The sequence below is a fragment of the Brevundimonas diminuta 3F5N genome, assembly GCF_900163625.1.
Taxonomy (GTDB): Bacteria; Pseudomonadota; Alphaproteobacteria; order Caulobacterales; family Caulobacteraceae; genus Brevundimonas; species Brevundimonas diminuta_A.
This window is the reverse complement of the sequence record NZ_FUIE01000084.1, coordinates 49,836-66,636: the sequence shown is the minus strand read 5'-3', so window position 1 is coordinate 66,636 and position 16,801 is coordinate 49,836. Positions and strand designations below refer to the sequence as shown.

The 16,801-nt window shown below is 68.3% G+C and carries 19 protein-coding genes; 6 read left to right on the top strand and 13 right to left on the bottom strand.

Going from position 1 to position 16,801, the window contains the following annotated elements:
* Positions 1-97: 97 nt before the first annotated feature.
* From FM111_RS15135 to FM111_RS15115, 5 genes are all read left to right on the top strand, one after another.
* A complete protein-coding gene (locus tag FM111_RS15135) occupies positions 98-868 on the top strand; it encodes a class I SAM-dependent methyltransferase (RefSeq protein WP_087141749.1) in 771 nt (256 codons plus the stop codon).
* A 10-nt stretch (positions 869-878) separates the two neighbouring features.
* On the top strand, positions 879-1,373 hold the full coding sequence (locus tag FM111_RS15130) for a SixA phosphatase family protein (RefSeq protein WP_087141748.1): 495 nt from the start codon (positions 879-881) through the stop codon (positions 1,371-1,373).
* Positions 1,370-1,723: a DUF952 domain-containing protein gene (locus FM111_RS15125; protein ID WP_087141747.1), complete on the top strand. Its 354-nt coding sequence runs from the start codon at positions 1,370-1,372 to the stop codon at positions 1,721-1,723. Before FM111_RS15130 ends, FM111_RS15125 begins: the two co-directional genes overlap by 4 nt.
* 2 nt (positions 1,724-1,725) lie before the next feature.
* Positions 1,726-2,763: a quinone-dependent dihydroorotate dehydrogenase gene (locus FM111_RS15120; RefSeq protein WP_087141746.1), complete on the top strand. Its 1,038-nt coding sequence runs from the start codon at positions 1,726-1,728 to the stop codon at positions 2,761-2,763.
* A 65-nt stretch (positions 2,764-2,828) separates the two neighbouring features.
* Positions 2,829-4,733, top strand: coding sequence for an ATP-binding protein (locus tag FM111_RS15115; RefSeq protein WP_256968357.1), 1,905 nt, complete (start codon positions 2,829-2,831; stop codon positions 4,731-4,733).
* A gap of 6 nt (positions 4,734-4,739) precedes the next feature.
* On the opposite strand, the gene FM111_RS15110 is transcribed toward FM111_RS15115, so the two are convergent.
* Together FM111_RS15110 and FM111_RS15105 are read right to left on the bottom strand one after the other, a co-directional pair.
* Positions 4,740-5,153, bottom strand: coding sequence for a very short patch repair endonuclease (locus tag FM111_RS15110; RefSeq protein WP_087141744.1), 414 nt, complete (start codon positions 5,151-5,153; stop codon positions 4,740-4,742).
* A 32-nt stretch (positions 5,154-5,185) separates the two neighbouring features.
* Complete coding sequence (locus tag FM111_RS15105) at positions 5,186-5,674, bottom strand: peroxiredoxin (protein WP_087141743.1); 489 nt, start codon at positions 5,672-5,674, stop codon at positions 5,186-5,188.
* Between the two features lie 135 nt (positions 5,675-5,809).
* Here FM111_RS15105 and FM111_RS15100 point away from each other — a divergent pair, with 135 nt between their 5' ends.
* Positions 5,810-6,379, top strand: coding sequence for a YqgE/AlgH family protein (locus FM111_RS15100; protein WP_087141742.1), 570 nt, complete (start codon positions 5,810-5,812; stop codon positions 6,377-6,379).
* Between the two features lie 17 nt (positions 6,380-6,396).
* Here FM111_RS15100 and FM111_RS15095 read toward each other — a convergent pair whose 3' ends face one another.
* From FM111_RS15095 to ctaD, 11 genes are all read right to left on the bottom strand, one after another.
* A complete protein-coding gene (locus tag FM111_RS15095) occupies positions 6,397-7,392 on the bottom strand; it encodes a serine hydrolase domain-containing protein (protein WP_087141741.1) in 996 nt (331 codons plus the stop codon).
* Between the two features lie 181 nt (positions 7,393-7,573).
* Entirely contained in the window at positions 7,574-9,247 is a 1,674-nt protein-coding gene (locus FM111_RS15090) for a putative bifunctional diguanylate cyclase/phosphodiesterase (RefSeq protein ID WP_087141740.1), read from the bottom strand.
* Positions 9,244-9,864 carry a GNAT family N-acetyltransferase gene (locus FM111_RS15085; protein ID WP_087141739.1) on the bottom strand — a complete coding sequence of 207 codons (621 nt, stop codon included), beginning with the start codon at positions 9,862-9,864 and terminating at the stop codon, positions 9,244-9,246. Before FM111_RS15085 ends, FM111_RS15090 begins: the two co-directional genes overlap by 4 nt.
* Before the next feature lie 46 nt (positions 9,865-9,910).
* A complete protein-coding gene (locus FM111_RS15080) occupies positions 9,911-11,125 on the bottom strand; it encodes a M16 family metallopeptidase (RefSeq protein ID WP_087141738.1) in 1,215 nt (404 codons plus the stop codon).
* A 55-nt stretch (positions 11,126-11,180) separates the two neighbouring features.
* Positions 11,181-11,906, bottom strand: coding sequence for an SURF1 family protein (locus tag FM111_RS15075; protein WP_087141737.1), 726 nt, complete (start codon positions 11,904-11,906; stop codon positions 11,181-11,183).
* Positions 11,903-12,235, bottom strand: a complete 333-nt coding sequence (locus tag FM111_RS15070) for a DUF983 domain-containing protein (RefSeq protein WP_087141736.1) — start codon at positions 12,233-12,235, stop codon at positions 11,903-11,905. The genes FM111_RS15075 and FM111_RS15070 overlap by 4 nt, the downstream gene beginning before the upstream one ends.
* Positions 12,236-12,327: 92 nt before the next feature.
* A complete protein-coding gene (locus tag FM111_RS15065; RefSeq protein WP_087141735.1) occupies positions 12,328-13,206 on the bottom strand; it encodes a cytochrome c oxidase subunit 3 in 879 nt (292 codons plus the stop codon).
* 42 nt (positions 13,207-13,248) lie between these two features.
* The gene (locus FM111_RS15060; RefSeq protein WP_087141734.1) at positions 13,249-13,824 is read right to left on the bottom strand and encodes a cytochrome c oxidase assembly protein; all 576 of its coding nucleotides are present in this window, start codon (positions 13,822-13,824) and stop codon (positions 13,249-13,251) included.
* A gap of 5 nt (positions 13,825-13,829) precedes the next feature.
* A complete protein-coding gene (locus FM111_RS15055) occupies positions 13,830-14,090 on the bottom strand; it encodes a hypothetical protein (protein ID WP_087141733.1) in 261 nt (86 codons plus the stop codon).
* 5 nt (positions 14,091-14,095) lie between these two features.
* Entirely contained in the window at positions 14,096-15,073 is a 978-nt protein-coding gene (gene cyoE, locus FM111_RS15050) for a heme o synthase (RefSeq protein WP_087141732.1), read from the bottom strand.
* Positions 15,074-15,138: 65 nt separating this feature from the next.
* Complete coding sequence (gene ctaD / locus FM111_RS15045) at positions 15,139-16,785, bottom strand: cytochrome c oxidase subunit I (protein WP_087141731.1); 1,647 nt, start codon at positions 16,783-16,785, stop codon at positions 15,139-15,141.
* Positions 16,786-16,801: the final 16 nt, after the last annotated feature.

Genomic DNA, 16,801 nt, shown 5'->3' with positions numbered 1-16,801 from the left:
GGTCTCCTATCGAAACCCTATCCTAAGCCGCGCGAAGAGGAAGCCTCCACCGGCCAGAACGGGTGAAGTCGCGCGGACTTTCCGTCATACTGCCCCCATGCGCCGCAGCATCGACGATCTTCGCACCTTCTATGGCGAGCCGACCGGCGCGCTGGCGCGGCGCATGCTGGCGCGGCGGCTGGAAGACGCCTGGGGCGCGGCCAACGGCAACGACGTGCTGGGACTGGGCTATGCGACGCCCTGGCTGGACGGCTTCATCGGCGCGCGCCGGACGATCGCCGCCATGCCGGGCGGACAGGGCGCCGAGCAATGGGCGGCGGCGGGACGCAACCGCACCGTCCTGGTCGACGACCGGCGCCTGCCCTTCGCAGCCGGGACGTTCGACCGCATCCTGCTGGTCCACGCCCTGGAAGAGGCCGACGATCCGCAGGCCCTGCTGGCCGAGGCGGTGCGCGTCCTGTCTCCGGCCGGGCGGATTATCCTGGCGGCGGCGGCGCGCGGCGGGATGTGGGCGCGGGCCGAGACCACGCCTTTCGGGCACGGCCGCCCCTTCACGCGCGGCCAGCTGGAGCGGCTGGTGCGCGAAGTAGGGCTGGAGCCAGCCGCCTGGTCCCAGGCTCTCTACGTCCCGCCGTGGCGGCCGATGCTGCCGCTGGCCGACGGTCTGGAGCAGATCGGGCCGAAGCTGTTTCCCGGCGCGGCGGGCCTGATCATGCTGGAGGCCTCGCGCCGCGCCTACGCCCGCGTGCGGCCCGGCGGCGCGGCCCAGGCCGTGCTGGCCGGGCGTCCGGCCCTGACCCCTTCGCCCGCCGCGCGCGACCGCCTTTCCGACCGGCCGCCTATGGGCGCCGCGCGCAAACAGCCGTAAAGCCCTCGCCATGCAGAGACTGATCCTGATGCGTCACGCCAAGGCCGAAGCCTCGGCGCCGGGCGGCGACGTGGCCCGCGCCCTGAGCGAGCGCGGCCGCCGCGACGCCGCCGCCATGGGCCGCGCCCTGGCGGCGCGGGGCCTGAAACCGGACATGGCGCTGGTGTCCGGCGCCCAGCGCACGCGCGACACCTGGGATGGCGTCAGCGAGCATTTCGGCGACGTCGAGCTGCACATCTCCGACGCCCTCTACAACGCCCCCGCCGACGTGCTGCGCCGCGCGGTCGAGGCGGCCGAGGATCAGGCGGGCTGCCTGCTGCTGATCGCCCATAACCCCGGCGTGCATCAGCTGGCGGTCGAGTATCTGATCGAAAGCGCCGCCTCGCCCTCGGTGCTGGACAAGATGAGCGGCGGCTTTCCCACCGGGGCGGCGGCGATCTTCACCGTCGATGTCGCCGGTCGCCCGTCCTATGAAGGCTGGCTGACGCCAGAGACCGTGGCGTGACCGACCTGCCCGACGTCGCCTTCAAGATCCTGAGCCGCGCCGACTGGCGCGCCGCCGTGGCCGAGGGCCGCTATGACGGCTCGCCTGCGGACCTGGCCGACGGCTACATCCACCTGTCCGCCGCCGAACAGTTGGAGGCGACCGCCGCCAAGCACTACGCCGGTCAGAACGACCTGATGCTGGTCGAGGTCGACCTGGCGGCATTGGGCGACGCCCTGATCTGGGAGCCGTCGCGCGGCGGCGCCCTGTTCCCCCACATCTACGGCCCCCTGCCCGTCGCGGCGACGCAGGGAGCGCGCAGCCTGTCGGTGACGGCCGACGGCCGCATGATCCTCGAAGAGACCGCCTGAGCATGAGCCTGACCGACCTCGGCGCCGTCCTGCTGCGCCAACTCGACCCGGAAGCCGCGCACCGTCTGGCCATCCGCGCCCTGCAGATGGCGCCCCTGCCCGCCCCCGGCGCAGACGACCCGATCCTGAAGACCACGATCGCCGGGCTGGAGATGTCCAACCCCGTCGGCCTGGCCGCCGGCCTCGACAAGAACGGCGAGGCGCTGGAAGGCCTGTCGCGCCTCGGCTTCGGCGCGGTGGAATGCGGCTCGGTCACGCCGCGCGCCCAACCCGGCAATCCCAAGCCGCGCCTGTTCCGCCTGTCGGAAGATCGGGCCATCATCAACCGCATGGGCTTCAACAACGAGGGACTAAAACCCTTCGGCGCCCGTCTGGCCCGACGCCCGACCCGCACCGTCATCGGCGCCAATCTGGGCGCCAACAAGGAAACCGAGGACAAGGCTGCCGACTATGTGATCGGGCTGAGGAAGCTGGCGGGACTGGCCGACTATTTCACCGTCAACATCTCCTCGCCCAACACGCCGGGCCTGCGGGCGCTTCAGGGGCGCGAGGCGCTGGACGATCTGCTGGGCCGCATCAACGAGGCCCGCCCCGGCGACGGCGCGCCGGTCTTCCTGAAGATCGCGCCCGACCTGATCGGCGAAGAGATCGGCATGATCGTCGAGGCCTCCATCGCCCACCGCATCGACGCCCTGATCGTGTCCAACACCACGCTGGAACGGCCCGCCTCGCTGCGCTCCGGCTGGAAGGGCGAGGCTGGCGGCCTGTCGGGCGCCCCGCTGAAACCCTTCGCCCAGAAGGCGCTGGAAGCGGCGGCCGAGGCGGCGAGCGGGCGCCTGCCGCTGATCGCGGTCGGAGGAATCGCCGACGGCGCGGACGCCTATGCCCGCATTCGCGCGGGCGCCTCGGCGGTCCAGATCTATTCGGCCCTGATCTATGAGGGCCCCGGCATGATCGGCCGGATCAAGCGCGATCTGGCGGCGCGTCTGCGCGCCGACGGCTTCGTCAGCGTGGCCGAGGCCGCCGTCTCCGGCCGTTGACGGAGCATTAGGTCTCCGCAGCCATGATGCAACCGAGGGGCGCCATCGCCCGTTCGGAACGCCGCATGACGCAGACCGACGCATCCCAGAACGGGTGGGCTTACGCCATCCGACAGCGGCACAAGATGCTGCCCCAACGACTTGTCGTAGGCTTGGCCTGCGCCCTGTTGTTCAGCCCTATCGTGGGCCTGCCCATCTGCCTGGGCTGGCTGGCGGTCTATCTGCTGCTGCAGGCGGCCGAGGCTGCCGCCTTCGCCCCCGTGACGCGCGGTCAGGTTTTCGCACCCAAGGGCTGGCGCGGCGCCTTGGGCGATCTGGCGCTCATGGCCAACGCCGGCGCCTACGCCAGCATCGCCGTGCCGCTGTGGATCATGGGCGGCCTGCCCGGCGGCGTGGTCGCCACCACCCTGCTGGCGGCGGGCGCGATCAATTCGGTCATCGCCTCGGCCGGCAATATGCGTGTCTTCCTCTGGACGGTCACGCCTCAGTTGGCGGTGCTGGCGTTGACGCCGCTTTTCATGGCCCGCTGGGCGGTCGAGGGCCGCTTCATCCTGCCGGTCGCCATCGGCGTCCTGGCCTTCATCTTCTTCTGCCTGACCACCCGCAGCCGCCTTCACGCCTCCAGCGTGGCCGAGGCTCGCGCCTTGAAGGAAGCCGATGGCAAGCGCCGTCAGGCCGAGAGCGTCATGGCGGGCCGCAGCGCCCTTCTGGCCGCCGTCGCCCACGATCTGCGCACGCCGATCGGCGCCATACTGACCGGCGCCCATGAACTGACGCGCGTCGCCGCCCCCTCGTCCGCGGCCCGTCAGCAGACGGCCATGATCGAGGACGCCGGGCTGATGATGAAGGAGTTGCTGGACGACCTGCTGGACCACGCCCGCCTCGACGCCGGCCGTCTCAAGGTCGAGGCGCGCGATTTCGATCTGCGCGACCTGCTCAACCACACCTTCCGGCTATGGCAAGGGCCGGTCCGGGCCAAGGGACTGCGCCTGCGTCTGGACGGCTCGCGCTATATGCCGGGCACGGTTCAGGGCGACGCCATGCGCCTGCGCCAGGTGTTGAACAATCTGATCTCCAACGCCGTTAAATTCACCGACACGGGCGTCATCACCATCCGACTGTGCTCCTGGCGCGACGAGGCCGGGCTGCACGTCCTGTTGATCGACGTCGCGGACACCGGGCCGGGCATGACAGCGGGCCAGATGGACCGTCTCTTCACTCCGTTCGATCAGACCGCCGACGGCGTCGCCGCCCGCTACGGCGGCTCGGGTCTGGGCCTGGCGATCAGCCGCGATCTGGTCGAACTGATGGGCGGCCGCCTGACGGTCCGCAGCGAAGCAGGGCAAGGCTCGACCTTCACCGTCGCCCTGACCCTGCCCGAAGGCGTGAAAGAGGCTGCGGCGCCGGCCTCCGCCCTGGTCCCCGCCTCCCTTGTCCGCAGCCTGTCCGAACGGGCGCCCCTGCCGACGCCGGTCAAGGCTGAAACCGCACTGCCCCCCGAAGTCGACGCGGCGCCGGCCCCGACGCCGCCTTTCCTCGCCGCCGAAGAGGATGAAGCGGAACGCCCCCTGCGGGTGCTGGTGGTCGACGATCACGCCATCAACCGCCGGGCGATCCAGGTGATCCTGCAAGCTCTCGATTGCGAACTGACCATGGCTGAAGACGGCCTGGCCGCGCTGAAAGCCTGCGACGGCGGCGTCTTCGACGTCATCTTCATGGATGTGCGGATGCCCGAATTGGATGGCCGCGAAACCACCCGCCGCCTGCGCGCGGGCCACGGCCCCAACGTCGCGGCGCCGGTCATCGCCGTAACCGCCGATACGGCGCCCGAGGATATCGCCGCCTGCCTGGACGCAGGCATGAACCACTTCGTCGCCAAGCCGCTGACGCCGGCGGTGCTGTTGGCCGCCCTGAGCGAGGTCCTGGACGCAGCCGACGAGGTTGAAATCGACGCCCAGGCCGTCGCCTGACCCGGTTCAGCGCCCGTCTTTGACCTGGATCAGCAGACGATCGCCCCAGTCGGGCGCCTTCTGTTCGCACTCCCACAGGGTCAGCACGCGCCAGCCCTCCGCCTCCAGCTCGGCGACGACGCGACCGTCGCGCGCTCGGTTTCGGTCGATCTTGGCGATCCAGTAGTCCGCGTTGGAGCGGGGCTGACGCGCCCCGCGCGGGCAGTCATGGCCGTGCCAGAAACAGCCGTGGACGAACAGGACGATGCGCCGCCCCTTCATCACCACATCGGGTCGACCGGGCAGGCCGCAGCCGCCCAGCCGATAGCCGATCCCGGCGCCCCGTAGCAGGCGCCGGACCTTCATCTCAGGCGCGGTGTCGCGCCCCTTCACCCGCCGCATGACGGCGCTGCGCTGCTGCGGGGTGAAGACGTCGCCCATGGCTCAACTCGCCGTCTGGACGACGCCGGTCGTCACAGCTGGGCCAGCAGGTGCTCGGCCGAGGAAACCTTGAACTCGCCGCCCTGCTCGATGTTGAGCTGGTCGATCACGCCGTCTTTGACCAGCATGGAATAGCGCTGCGAGCGCTCGCCCATGCCGAAGCCTTTGGCGTCCAGCGCCAGGCCCACGGCGCGGGTGAAGTCGCCGTTGCCGTCGGCCAGCATGACCACGTCATCGGCGCCGTTCAGATCATTGGCCTTGGCCCAGGCGCCCATGACGAAAGCGTCGTTGACCGAGACGCAGGCGACCGTGTCCACGCCCTTGCCCGCCAGATCAGCGCGGTGATCGACATAGCCCGGCAGGTGGCGCGCCGAGCAGGTCGGGGTGAAGGCGCCCGGCACGGCGAACAGGGCGACCGTCTTGCCGCCGAACAGCTCGGCCGTCGTGACCGGCTTGGGGCCGTCGGGCGTCATGGTCGTCAGGGTGGCGTCGGGAATGCGGTCGCCGATCTGGATGGTCATGTCGGGGTCTCCGGGAGTTCGGCCCGGACGATCCAGGACGATGGGAGTCAGATAGAGACCCGCAAGGAGATCGCCAAGCGCGCCCGGACCTGAGAATGGCTTGCGCCCGCCATCGTCCGCCCCGATGATAGAGGCATGACCGCCTTCTCCTCCCTGACCGGGCGTCTTCTGGTGGCGATGCCGGGTATCGACGACGATCGCTTCCGCCACGCCGTCATCCTGATCTGCGCCCACGACGACGAACACGCCCTGGGCCTGCGCCTGGACCAACCCGCGCCGGGCGTCTCCCTGGCCGAAGTCCTCGAAAAGCTGGACACTCCCACCGATGACGCTGCGCGCGACCGTTCGGTGCTGATCGGCGGCCCGGTCGAGCGTGAACGCGGCTTCGTCCTGCACACGGCCGACTGGACCAGCGAGGACGCCAGCCTGACCTTCGGCGACGGTCTGGCCCTGACCGGCACTCGCGACGCCCTGGCCGCCATGGCCGACGCCAAGGACGGCCCCAGCCGCGCCATCCTGCTGCTGGGCTACGCCGGGTGGGGCGAGGGGCAGTTGGAGGAAGAGCTGAACGAAAACGTCTGGCTGACGACGGACGCCGATCCGGCCCTGATCTTCGACGACGACTACGACACCAAATGGAGCCGCGCCCTGGCCGCCCTGGGCGTCGACGCCGCCCGCCTGTCCAGCCAGAGCGGCCGGGCCTGAAGGCGGCCGAAACGTCTTCAGGTTCCGAGCATCTCGCTGACGAACTCATCGGTATGGCGGCGTTTGGCGGACAGGGCGGCGACGGCGATCCGTCGGTCCTTCACCACGGCGACCTCGGCCTGTGATCCCCATGTCCCGCCGTTGTGGAAGGCGATCTCTCCGTCCTTGTGCGGGGCCAGGAGCCAGCAATAGCCGATGGCGACGCCGCCCATCTGGGCCACAGGCGTCTGAGCCCGGAGGACGCCCTTCACGATCTCGTCCGGCCCCTCGCCCCACGCCGTGCGCAGAAAGCGCAGTTGATCCTCGACCGTGGAAGCCAGCATCCCCGCAGGCGCCATCTGATCGCGCAGATAGGGCACGGGTCGGTCCCAGTCATTGACGCTGACCGCCACCAGATCAGGCTCCTCCTCCGACCGCAGGAAATCCGTGCGCCGGATCCCCAGCGGCCTGAGCAGGCGTTGATCCAGCAGATCAGCGAAGTCCATCCCGGCGGCTTGCGCCAGGGCGTCGCCCAGCAGGCTGACGCCCATGCTCGAATATCGGGGCGCTTCGCCAACCCGAGCCTGCTTCACCGCCGCCATGAGCATGGCGCGATACTTCACCGCATCCACGCCGCGCCACGGATCTTTGACCGACAGGGACAGGGCGGCCAGGCTCTCACGCCAGAACAGGGGCTTGGGCGTGTTCGGCAGCCCGCTGCGATGACTGGCCAGTTCCACCAGGGTCGGCGGCCTGACCGGCCAAGGCAGAGCCTTGCCGAACAGATGATCCACCGGCGCCTCGGGATCGACGTCGCCCGCCTCGACCATGACGCCCAACAAGGAGCCGGTGAAGGCCTTGGTGACGGAGCCGATCTCGAAACGTCGGTCGATCTCATGGTCAGGAAAAGCGGCGAAACAGATCCTGGCCCCATCCTGCACGCCGACGGCGAGCGGCGCCTGCGAGGCGCCCTTCAGCTTTGCAAAGCTGGCATCGAGGCGCTCGTTCGTTTGAGCCTCACCGTGTAAACGCATCGACCGTGCGCCTCTGAATGTAAAAACAAGAGACGATCAATCAATTCGACAGCAACGGGTTCAAGTTACAAATAACTTAGATAAAGCCTATCCAGCCGTCGTCTTTACACCCGAAAACAAATCTATCTTATACGAAGAGGCACGCCGCGCTCGCATCTTGTCATCCGCGCGTTGTTGGGCGTCAGATGGAGCGCGCCTTGATCGGCGCCGCGCCGTCGGCGAGGGATTCGTTCAGATAGACCTCGGCCTCCTGAGCCGGCAGGGCGGGCGCGTAGCCGAAGCCCTGACCATAATGGCAGCCGTCGTCCAGCAGCAGTTGGGCCAGTGAGGCGTTCTCCACCCCTTCGGCCACCACCTCCAGCGCCAGGTCACGGCCCAGGTTGACGACGGATTTGACGATCTTGGCCGAGCCTTCGTCCTTGTCCATCGTCAGCACGAAGTAGCGGTCGATCTTCAGCGTATCGAACGGCAGCTTGGCCAGATAGGACAGGGACGAGAAACCCGTGCCGAAGTCGTCCAGCGCCAGGCTGGCGCCCGCCTCGCGCAGGGCCTTCAGCACCTCGGCGGCGCGCGTAGTGTCGCGCATGATGTCGCCCTCGGTGACTTCCAGCTTCAGGGCGCCGCGCGGCAGACCCGCCTCCTTGATGATGCGGGCCACGTCCTCAACCAGATGGGCGCGCTCGATCTCGCCCACCGACAGGTTGACGCTGCAGAACAGCCGGCCGGCGCTGGGGTGGCGATGCAGCCACTCGGCCAGCTGACGCGAGGCCTCGGTCATCATCAGCAGGCCCAGTTCGTTCATCAGGCCCATTTCGTCGGCCAGCGTCAGGAACTCGTCCGGCGGCACCAGGCCGCGCCGGGGGTGGCGCCAACGCGCCAGAGCCTCGAAGCCCGCCACGGCGCCGCTGTTCAGATTGACGATCGGCTGGAAGAAGGGCTCGATCTCGCCGCGCACGAAAGCGTTGCGAAGGTCCGCCTCCAGCGCCAGCCGCGACAGGCTGTCGGTCTCCAGCGCCCGGCCATAGGCCGCCGCCCCGCCGCGCCCGGCCTGCTTGGCCTGTTCCACCGCCAGCTCGACCCGCCGCAGCAGCTCGGCGGCGTCCGGCGCGTCCGGCCCGCCCTCGGCCGTCACGGCGCCGATGGACAGGGTCGGATAGATATCGAAGCCCGCCAGCCGCAGAGGCTGCTCCAGCGCCTCGCGCAGGCGTTCGCTGCCGCTGGCGCCGCTGCCGCCGCGCCGCACCAGGATGGCGAACTCGTCCTCGCCGATACGGGCCGGAACGCAATCCTCGGAAAAAGCCGCCGAAAGGCGCGAGCCCAAGGCCGACAGCACCAGATCGGCGCGCTCGTGGCCCAGGGCCTCGTTCAGGCGGCGCAGACGGTCCAGATCGGCCACCACCATCTCGTAATCGCCCGCCGTCCCCAGCGTCTCGGCCACGCGGACCAGGAAGGTGCGTCGGTCCAGCAGGCCCGTCAGCGTGTCGCGATCCGCGCCTGCGAACTTGGTTTCAAGCGCGACGATGCCCGCCGCGCGCAGGCCGTCCTCCAGCCAGACGCCGCGCCACAGGCAGGTCTCGCAGCCGCGCATCCGCAGGCGCACGGCGATCTCCGTCCCTTCAGCCTGGGGTTTCAACAGGCGGTCGGCCAGGGCGCGATCCTGCGGCATGGCCAGGGCGGTGAAGGCGGCGCCCGAGCACTGCGGCGCCAGCGGCCCCAGGCCCAATGGCCGAGTGGCGCCGGTGAAGCGGATCTGATCTTCGGCGGGCGTCCAGATCCATAGGGCGGCGTCGGCCGCAGCGAGGGCTTCGATCGCCGTGGTCGGATCCCACGTCAAGGCTCTGGATCGTGTGCTCAAGACGGGTCCGATACTCTGACTGAATGGCCGACGCTGGCGGCGAACTCCTGATCGAGGACGCCGAACAACAGATGGTCTGCCCACCGGCCGTTAATTTTCAAATAAGCACGGGCGACGCCTTCCTGGCGAAAACCAGCCTTTTCCAACACGCGCCGCGAGGCGTGGTTGGTCGGCACGCAGGCGGCCTCGACCCGATGCAGCCCCAGGGCGTCGAAGGCATGGCCCAGCATGGCCCGCGCCGCCGCTGTGCCGACGCCCTGCCCCGCATAAGGACGGCCGATCCAGTAACCCAGGGTGCCGGTCTCGGCCACGCCGCGCCGGATGTTGGACAGGGTGATGGCGCCCAGCAACGCCTCATCGATCGGATCGAACACGAACAGGGGCCAGGCCGTGCCCTGCTCCATTTCCCGCGCATAGACGCCCAGGCGGCGGCGGTAGGCGGCGCGGGTCAGGTCGTCCTCGGCCCAAGCCGGTTCCCACGGTTGCAGATAGTCGCGCGATTCCTCACGCAGGGAGGCCCACGCCACATAGTCGGCGGGGCGCGGAGGGCGCAGCAAGACCCCCTGCCCGTTCAGGACCGGTCCGGTCGCCTCGGCCATCCAGTCGAACAGGGCCATGGATCAAACGATAGCGCGAAGCGATCTCGGCGTCAGCAGGCCGCGATCAGCCCGCCGTCATCCGCTGGCGGAAGGCCCGCCCCGCCCCGCCCGCCGCCTTGGGCCCCAGCACCGCCGTCGCCGACAGCCCCTGCGCCGTCATGGCCTGGCCCACTGCGCGCAGATCCTGCGCTGTCTGGGCCTCGATGCGGGCGGCGCTGTCCTCGGACGAAACCGGCGCGCCGAACGCCAAGGTCTGCCCCGCCAGGCGACCCGAGCGGCTGGCCGGGCTTTCGTCGGCCATCCACAGGCTGGCGTTCAGCACGGCCTTGGCCCGCGCCAGCTCCGCTTCCGTCGGCCCCTTGTCGGCCAGGTCGAGGATTTCGGCGGCGCACAGTTCGGCCAGCTCCAGCGAGCGCTCAGCCGCCGCTCCGGCGTAGACGCCCAGCACGCCCAGATCGTCATAGGTCTCGTGATAGGCGTCGATGGCGTAGGCCAGGCCGCGATCCTCGCGCGCGCTCTGGAACAGGCGCGAGGCCATGCCTCCGCCCAGGATTTCGGTGAACAGGCGCAGGGCGGGCTGGCGCGGATCGCCCACGCCCAGGCTGGGCAGTTGGAAAACCAGATTGGCCTGTTCAATCTTGCGCGCCAGCCGCGCTTCGCCGCCCGTGAAGACGGCCGGCGCCGTCGGTTCATGGGGCGCGGCGACCGCTTGGCCGAACCAGGCCTCTGCCAAGGTCAGCAGTTCGGCCTCATCGACCGCGCCGGACACCGAAACCACCATGTGGTCGGGTGAATAGAGGCGAGCGCGCCAGTCGGCCACGGCCGCCCGATCAGCGGGCGCCAGGCTGGCGATCGAACCCAGGATCGGACGTCCCAGAGCCTGGCCGGCGAAGGCCTGGGTCTGGGCCATCTCGAACACATGGTCGTCGGGGGTGTCGAAGGCCTCGGCGATCTCCTGGGCCACGACGTCCTTCTCGCGCTCGATCTCCTCGGGCGACAGGGTCGGGCGGAACACCAGGTCGGACAGCACCTGCATGGCCAGCGGCAGGCTGCCCTTCAGCGCGCGCACGTCGAAGCTGGTGCGTTCATAGCCGGTGGCGGCGTTGATCGAGCCGCCCTCGGCCTCGATGCGCTCGACGATCTCGCGCGCGCCCATGTCGCCCGCGCCCTTGAAGACCAGATGCTCCAGCAGGTGCGACCAGCCGGAACGCGCTTCGTCCTCCATGCGGGCGCCGCCGTTGACGGCCACGGTCACGGCGATGGTGCGCAGGCCGGGCATGGGGTCGCACACGACGCGTACGCCGTTGGACAGGGTGTGAAGGCGAGCAGTCAGGTCAGCGATCCTTGGAAGGCGTGGGGCGATAGCGACGCAGCAGCAGGGCCGCGTAGAAGACGACCAGGGCGATCGCCAGGCCGAACCAGGTCAGGGCGTAGCCCAGATGGTTGTTGCTGAAAGCGGCAGGCGGCGACACCGGCCGCAAAGCCGTCAGTTCGGGATTGGCCGAGGTGGTCGCATAGACGGTGTAGGGCGACACCTCCCCCGTCACGCCCAGAGCCTGAGCCATCGCCGTCCGGTCGCGGCCATAGAAGACCTTTCCTGACGGTGGCGGCGTCATGGCGTTGGGGCCGGGCGCCTGGCGCACCACGCCCGCGACGACGACCGGCATGGCCGCCTCGGCCTGCACCGCGGGACGCTCAAGGGTCTCGGCGGGCAGGAAGCCGCGATCGACCAGCACCGTCCCCTGCCCCTCGACCGGGCAGGCCGAGATCAGGCGCACTCCGGCGTCGCCGTCCTCGATGGTCTGAAGCTCGACGAAGAGGGCCGTGTTCAGGCCGCGGCAGGTCACAACCACCTGACGGAACTCGGGATCATCCAGCGCCAGAGCCTCGGCCAGGGGAACCGGCGCCTGGGCCGCGGCGGCCTCGGACCTGTCGATCAGGTCCAGCTTCCATTGCAGCCGCTGCACCTGCCACACGCCCAGCGTCAGCAGGGCGCCGAGCAGCAGGGCGGCGACGGCCGTCAGGATGATGGGAAAGCGAGGCCGGGCGGCGACGGTCATCGGGTCTCTCCGTGTGAATCGGCGCTGTTCTGGCGCAGCATCTGCAGGGCTGTCATCAGCCCCTTTCCCGGCCGCATCAAGGCCACGGCCAGAACCGCGACCAGCGGCAGCCAGATGATCAGGTGCAGCCAGATCGGCGGGCTCCAGGCGATCTCGACGGCCAGGGCCGAGAAGCCGACCAGGAAGCCGGCGATCTGCATGATGAAGGTGGCCGCGCCGTCGCCCGTCTCGACCGCGCCCAGGTCGAAGCCGCAGGCTTCGCAAGCGGTGCGACGCTTCAGAAAGCCCTCGAACAGCGCCCCGCGCCCGCAGGCCGGGCAGCGCCCCATGAGCCCCGCGCGTACGGCGGGCCAGACAAGCAAATCGGCGCGGGGCTTGGGGCCCCGCGCCGACGAAAGCTCAACTTGTCCGTCGCGTTCGATCAACCGAAGACGACGTACATGAAGACGAAGAGGAACAGCCACACCACGTCGACGAAGTGCCAGTACCAGGCGGCGGCTTCGAGGCCGAAGTGCTTCTGCGGGGTCATCTGACCGGCGTAGAGGCGTAGCAGGCAGACAGCCAGGAAGATGGTGCCGACCAGGACGTGGAAGCCGTGGAAGCCCGTCGTCATGAAGAAGATGGAGCCGTACAGCTTCGACTGGGCCGCTTCTTCGCTGAAGAACAGGTGGCCGTGCAGGATGTGGTAATATTCATAAGCCTGAACGCCGGTGAACAGCACGCCCAGCAGGACGGTGATCAGCAGACCCAGCTTGGCGCCCTTGCGGTCGCCGCCGATCAGGGCGTGGTGCGCCCAGGTCAGGGTCGTGCCCGACAGCAGCAGGATGACCGTGTTCATGAGCGGCAGGCTCCACGGGTCCAGCAGCTCGACGCCCTTGGGCGGCCAGGTCTGCCAGGCGGCGGCGGTGTCGGCCCAGTTGCCGACTTCCGGGATGATCGCGCGCGCTTCGTTGAAGATCGCCATGTCGAAGAACATCCAGAAGAAGGAGACGAAGAACATCACCTCCGACGCGATGAACAGCACCATGCCGTAGCGCAGGCCGATGCCCACAACCGGGGTGTGGTCGCCCTTCTTGGATTCCTTGATGACGTCAGCCCACCAGCCGTACATGGTGAACAGCACGCCCGCGAGGCCGGCGAAGAACAGCCACTTGGTGCCTTCGGGCATGCCGAACAGGCCCTTCATCCACATCACAGCGCCGACGAACATGATGCACGCGGAGAAGGAGGCGATCAGCGGCCAGGGGCTCGGATCGACCAGATGGTAGTCGTGTTGCGGTTTCGCGTGAGCGTCAGCCATTCCCAAGGTCTCTGAATTAAGGCGAGAGTCGTTTGAAGAGGGCTATAGCCCCCGCTCTCCGGCTTTGCCAACAGCAGAGTCGTTCGCAACGGCCTGCTGAAAGCCTTTGGTTGGAAAGAAGGTGTAGCTGAGGGTGATTTCGCGCACCCCCTTCACCTCGGCGTCGGTCGCCATCTCGGGCGCGACGAAATACTGCATCGGGAAGGACACGGTCGCGCCCGGCGCGATCTCCTGCCCCTCGAAGCAGAAGCACTGCAGCTTCTGGAAGTACGGTCCGGCCCGTTCGGGCACGACGTTGTAGGCCGCCGTCGCGTGGATCGTCTGGTTCGAGGTGTTGGTCACCTCGAAATAGGCCATGCCCGTCTCGCCGATGCGGACCTTCTGGCTGAACTGCTCGGCCTTGAAGGTCATGGGCAGGTCGCGGACGTTGGTGTCGAAGCGGATCAGGACTTCCTGGTCCAGGATCGTGGTCGGCGCCGCCTCGGCCTTCATGGTCGTGCCGTCAAAGCCCGTGACCTGGCAGAACAGCCGATACAGCGGCACGGCGGCGAAGGCCGCGCCCGTCATCAGGATGACCAGGGCCGCGCACAGCAGCGCGACCGAATTCTTGTTCTTCACAGCCCTCAAGGCTCCTGGGTTGCGGGCGCGGGAACGGGCGCGTCCGGCTGGACCGGCGCCGGCAGGGCCGGATCGGCCCTCTCCAGCGTGGCCAGGGCCGCCGCCTCGGCTTCATGTCGCGCCTTGTTGTTGGCGTGCATGCGCGACACCGTCACGGTGTAGACTAGGGCGATGAAGGCCAGCAGGCCCAGGGCGATGGCCACGTTGCGACGCTTGCGCGCACGAACCTGTTCATCGTTCAGCTTCAGGAACTCGGGATTGGACATGGGATTCAGACTCCGACGCCCGACAGATGCTCGACCAGCAGGGCCGAGAACAACGCCATCAGGTACAAGATCGAAAAGGCGAACAGGTTGCGGGCCGGTTTGGCCTCAGCCCGGACGTCATACAATGCGGCCTCTCGCCCCACGGCCTCGGCCTTGTCGGGCTGATCGCCCGCGCGCGAACGCCACAGGCGGAAGGCCAGGGCCAGGAAGCCCAGCCCGCCCGCGACCGACACCATCAGATAGATGGGGCCGCCCAGGCCGGTGAAGGCCGGCGCGATCGCCACCGGCACGAAGGCCAGGCTGTAGAGCAGTATCTGCAGGCGGGTCGACTTGGCCCCACGCGCCACCGGCATCATCGGAATGCCGGCCTTGGCGTAGTCGCCGGCCGAATAGAGGGTCAGGGCCCAGGTGTGCGGCGGCGTCCACATGAAGATGATCAGGAACAGCAGCCAGGCCTGCCACGGCGCATCGCCCGTGACCGCCGCCCAGCCGATCACGGGCGGCAGCGCGCCAGCGGCGCCGCCGATGACGATGTTCTGAGGCGTCCGGCGCTTCAGCACCAGGGTGTAGAGCCAGGCGTAATAGACGATAGTCAGGGCCAGCAGGCCGCCCGCCAGCCAGTTGGTCGTCATGCCCAGCAGCATGACCGAGAAGACCGACAGCACCATGCCGAAGGCGATGGCGTCGTTCTTTCGCACGCGTCCGGCCGCGACGGGGCGGCCGCGCGTGCGGCGCATCAAGGCGTCGGTCTCGCCCTCGACCGCCATGTTCAGCGCGCCCGCCGCCCCTGCGCCGACGGCGATGCACAGAATGGCGATGATCGCGTTGACCCAGCTCAGCTGGCCCGGCGCCACGACCAGTCCCGTCACCGCCGTGAACACCACAAGCGACATGACGCGCGGCTTCAGCAGCTGGAAGAAGTCTTCCGGCTGGGCCGTGGTGACGAGGGGCGTTTCTTGGGCTGGGCGTTCGGTCATGGTCATAAAAAGCGTTAAGGCCGCCCTTCCAGTTACGGAAGGGCGGCCTCTCCGGGTCTATCCGATACGGATCAGTGGTTGTCCGCCTTGACCACCGGCAGTTCGTTGAACTGGTGGTGGGGAGGCGGCGAGGACAGGGTCCACTCCAGCGTGGTGGCGCCTTCGCCCCACGGGTTGGCCTCGGCCTTGCGGCGACGGATGGCGGATTCCAGCAGCAGCACCAAGAACACGCCCACGCCGATGATGGTGATCAGATAGCCCACCGACGAGACGTGGTTCCAGTAGGTGAAGGCTTCCGGATAGTCGACGTAGCGACGCGGCATGCCCTGCAGGCCCAGGAAGTGCTGCGGGAAGAACACCAGGTTCACGCCCACGAACATGATCCAGAAGTGAGCCTGAGCCAGGAACTCGTTGTACTTCACCCCGAACATCTTCTCGTACCAGTAGTAGAAGGCCGCGAAGATCGAGAAGATGGCGCCCAGCGACAGCACGTAGTGGAAGTGCGCCACGACGTAGTAGGTGTCGTGCAGGCTGTAGTCGATGCCGGCGTTCGACAGGACCACGCCGGTCACGCCGCCGACGGTGAACAGGAAGATGAAGCCCATCGCCCACAGCATGGGCGCCTTGAAGGTGATGGAGCCGCCCCACATGGTGGCGATCCAGCTGAAGATCTTCACGCCCGTGGGCACGGCGATGATCATGGTCGCGGCCACGAAGTAGGCGCGCAGGTTCACGCTCATACCGACCGTGTACATGTGGTGCGCCCACACGATGAAGCCGATGAAGCCGATGGCGACCATGGCGTAGGCCATCGCGAGGTAGCCGAAGATCGGCTTCTTCGAGAAGGTCGAGACGATGTGCGAGATCATGCCGAAGCCCGGCAGGATCATGATGTACACTTCGGGATGGCCGAAGAACCAGAACAGGTGCTGGTACATCACCGGGTCGCCGCCGCCGGCCGGATCGAAGAACGACGTGCCGAAGTTACGGTCGGTCAGCAGCATGGTGATGGCGCCCGCCAGAACCGGCAGCGACAGCAGCAGCAGGAAGGCCGTGATCAGCACGCCCCAGGCGAACAGCGGCATGCGGTGCAGGGTCATGCCCGGCGCGCGCATGTTGAAGATGGTGGTGATGAAGTTGATCGCGCCCAGGATCGACGAAGCGCCTGCGACGTGCAGCGAGAAGATCGCCAGGTCGAACGACGGCCCCGTGTGACCCATGGTCGACAGCGGCGGATAGGACGTCCACCCCCCGCCGAAGCCGCGGCCCGGCCCGCCGTCGACGAACATCGACAGCACCAGCAGCACGAAGGCGAAGAAGATCAGCCAGAACGAGATGTTGTTCAGGCGCGGGAAGGCCATGTCCGGCGCCCCGATCATGATCGGGATGAAGTAGTTGCCGAAACCGCCCATTGTCGCCGGCATGACGACGAAGAACACCATGATCAGGGCGTGGGCCGTGACCGTGACGTTGTAGCCGTGCTTGGAAGCCTCGACGATCCCCAATTGCTGGATGATCGTGCCTTCTTTGAATAGCTGGATGCCCGGCTCGGCCAGTTCCCAGCGGATCAGGCCCGACAGGGCGCCGCCGACAAGGCCGGTGAAGATGGCGAACACCAGGTACAGAATCCCGATGTCCTTGTGGTTGGTCGACAGGAACCAGCGGGTGAAGAAGCCCGGCTTATGGTCGTGTGAATCGTGAACAGCAGCGGTGGCCATGGGTCTGGGCTCTCGC

Bases quoted from the DNA above. Each gene is read 5' to 3' on its own strand.
- FM111_RS15135 (WP_087141749.1), top strand. From the start codon at position 98: ATGCGCCGCAGCATCGACGATCTTCGCACCTTCTATGGCGAGCCGACC.
- FM111_RS15130 (WP_087141748.1), top strand. From the start codon at position 879: ATGCAGAGACTGATCCTGATGCGTCACGCCAAGGCCGAAGCCTCGGCG.
- FM111_RS15120 (WP_087141746.1), top strand. From the start codon at position 1,726: ATGAGCCTGACCGACCTCGGCGCCGTCCTGCTGCGCCAACTCGACCCG.
- FM111_RS15115 (WP_256968357.1), top strand. From the start codon at position 2,829: ATGACGCAGACCGACGCATCCCAGAACGGGTGGGCTTACGCCATCCGA.
- FM111_RS15110 (WP_087141744.1), bottom strand. From the start codon at position 5,153: ATGGGCGACGTCTTCACCCCGCAGCAGCGCAGCGCCGTCATGCGGCGG.
- FM111_RS15105 (WP_087141743.1), bottom strand. From the start codon at position 5,674: ATGACCATCCAGATCGGCGACCGCATTCCCGACGCCACCCTGACGACC.
- FM111_RS15100 (WP_087141742.1), top strand. From the start codon at position 5,810: ATGACCGCCTTCTCCTCCCTGACCGGGCGTCTTCTGGTGGCGATGCCG.
- FM111_RS15095 (WP_087141741.1), bottom strand. From the start codon at position 7,392: ATGCGTTTACACGGTGAGGCTCAAACGAACGAGCGCCTCGATGCCAGC.
- FM111_RS15085 (WP_087141739.1), bottom strand. From the start codon at position 9,864: ATGGCCCTGTTCGACTGGATGGCCGAGGCGACCGGACCGGTCCTGAAC.
- FM111_RS15080 (WP_087141738.1), bottom strand. From the start codon at position 11,125: ATGCCCGGCCTGCGCACCATCGCCGTGACCGTGGCCGTCAACGGCGGC.
- FM111_RS15075 (WP_087141737.1), bottom strand. From the start codon at position 11,906: ATGACCGTCGCCGCCCGGCCTCGCTTTCCCATCATCCTGACGGCCGTC.
- FM111_RS15070 (WP_087141736.1), bottom strand. From the start codon at position 12,235: ATGGGGCGCTGCCCGGCCTGCGGGCGCGGGGCGCTGTTCGAGGGCTTT.
- FM111_RS15065 (WP_087141735.1), bottom strand. From the start codon at position 13,206: ATGGCTGACGCTCACGCGAAACCGCAACACGACTACCATCTGGTCGAT.
- FM111_RS15055 (WP_087141733.1), bottom strand. From the start codon at position 14,090: ATGTCCAATCCCGAGTTCCTGAAGCTGAACGATGAACAGGTTCGTGCG.
- cyoE (WP_087141732.1), bottom strand. From the start codon at position 15,073: ATGACCATGACCGAACGCCCAGCCCAAGAAACGCCCCTCGTCACCACG.
- ctaD (WP_087141731.1), bottom strand. From the start codon at position 16,785: ATGGCCACCGCTGCTGTTCACGATTCACACGACCATAAGCCGGGCTTC.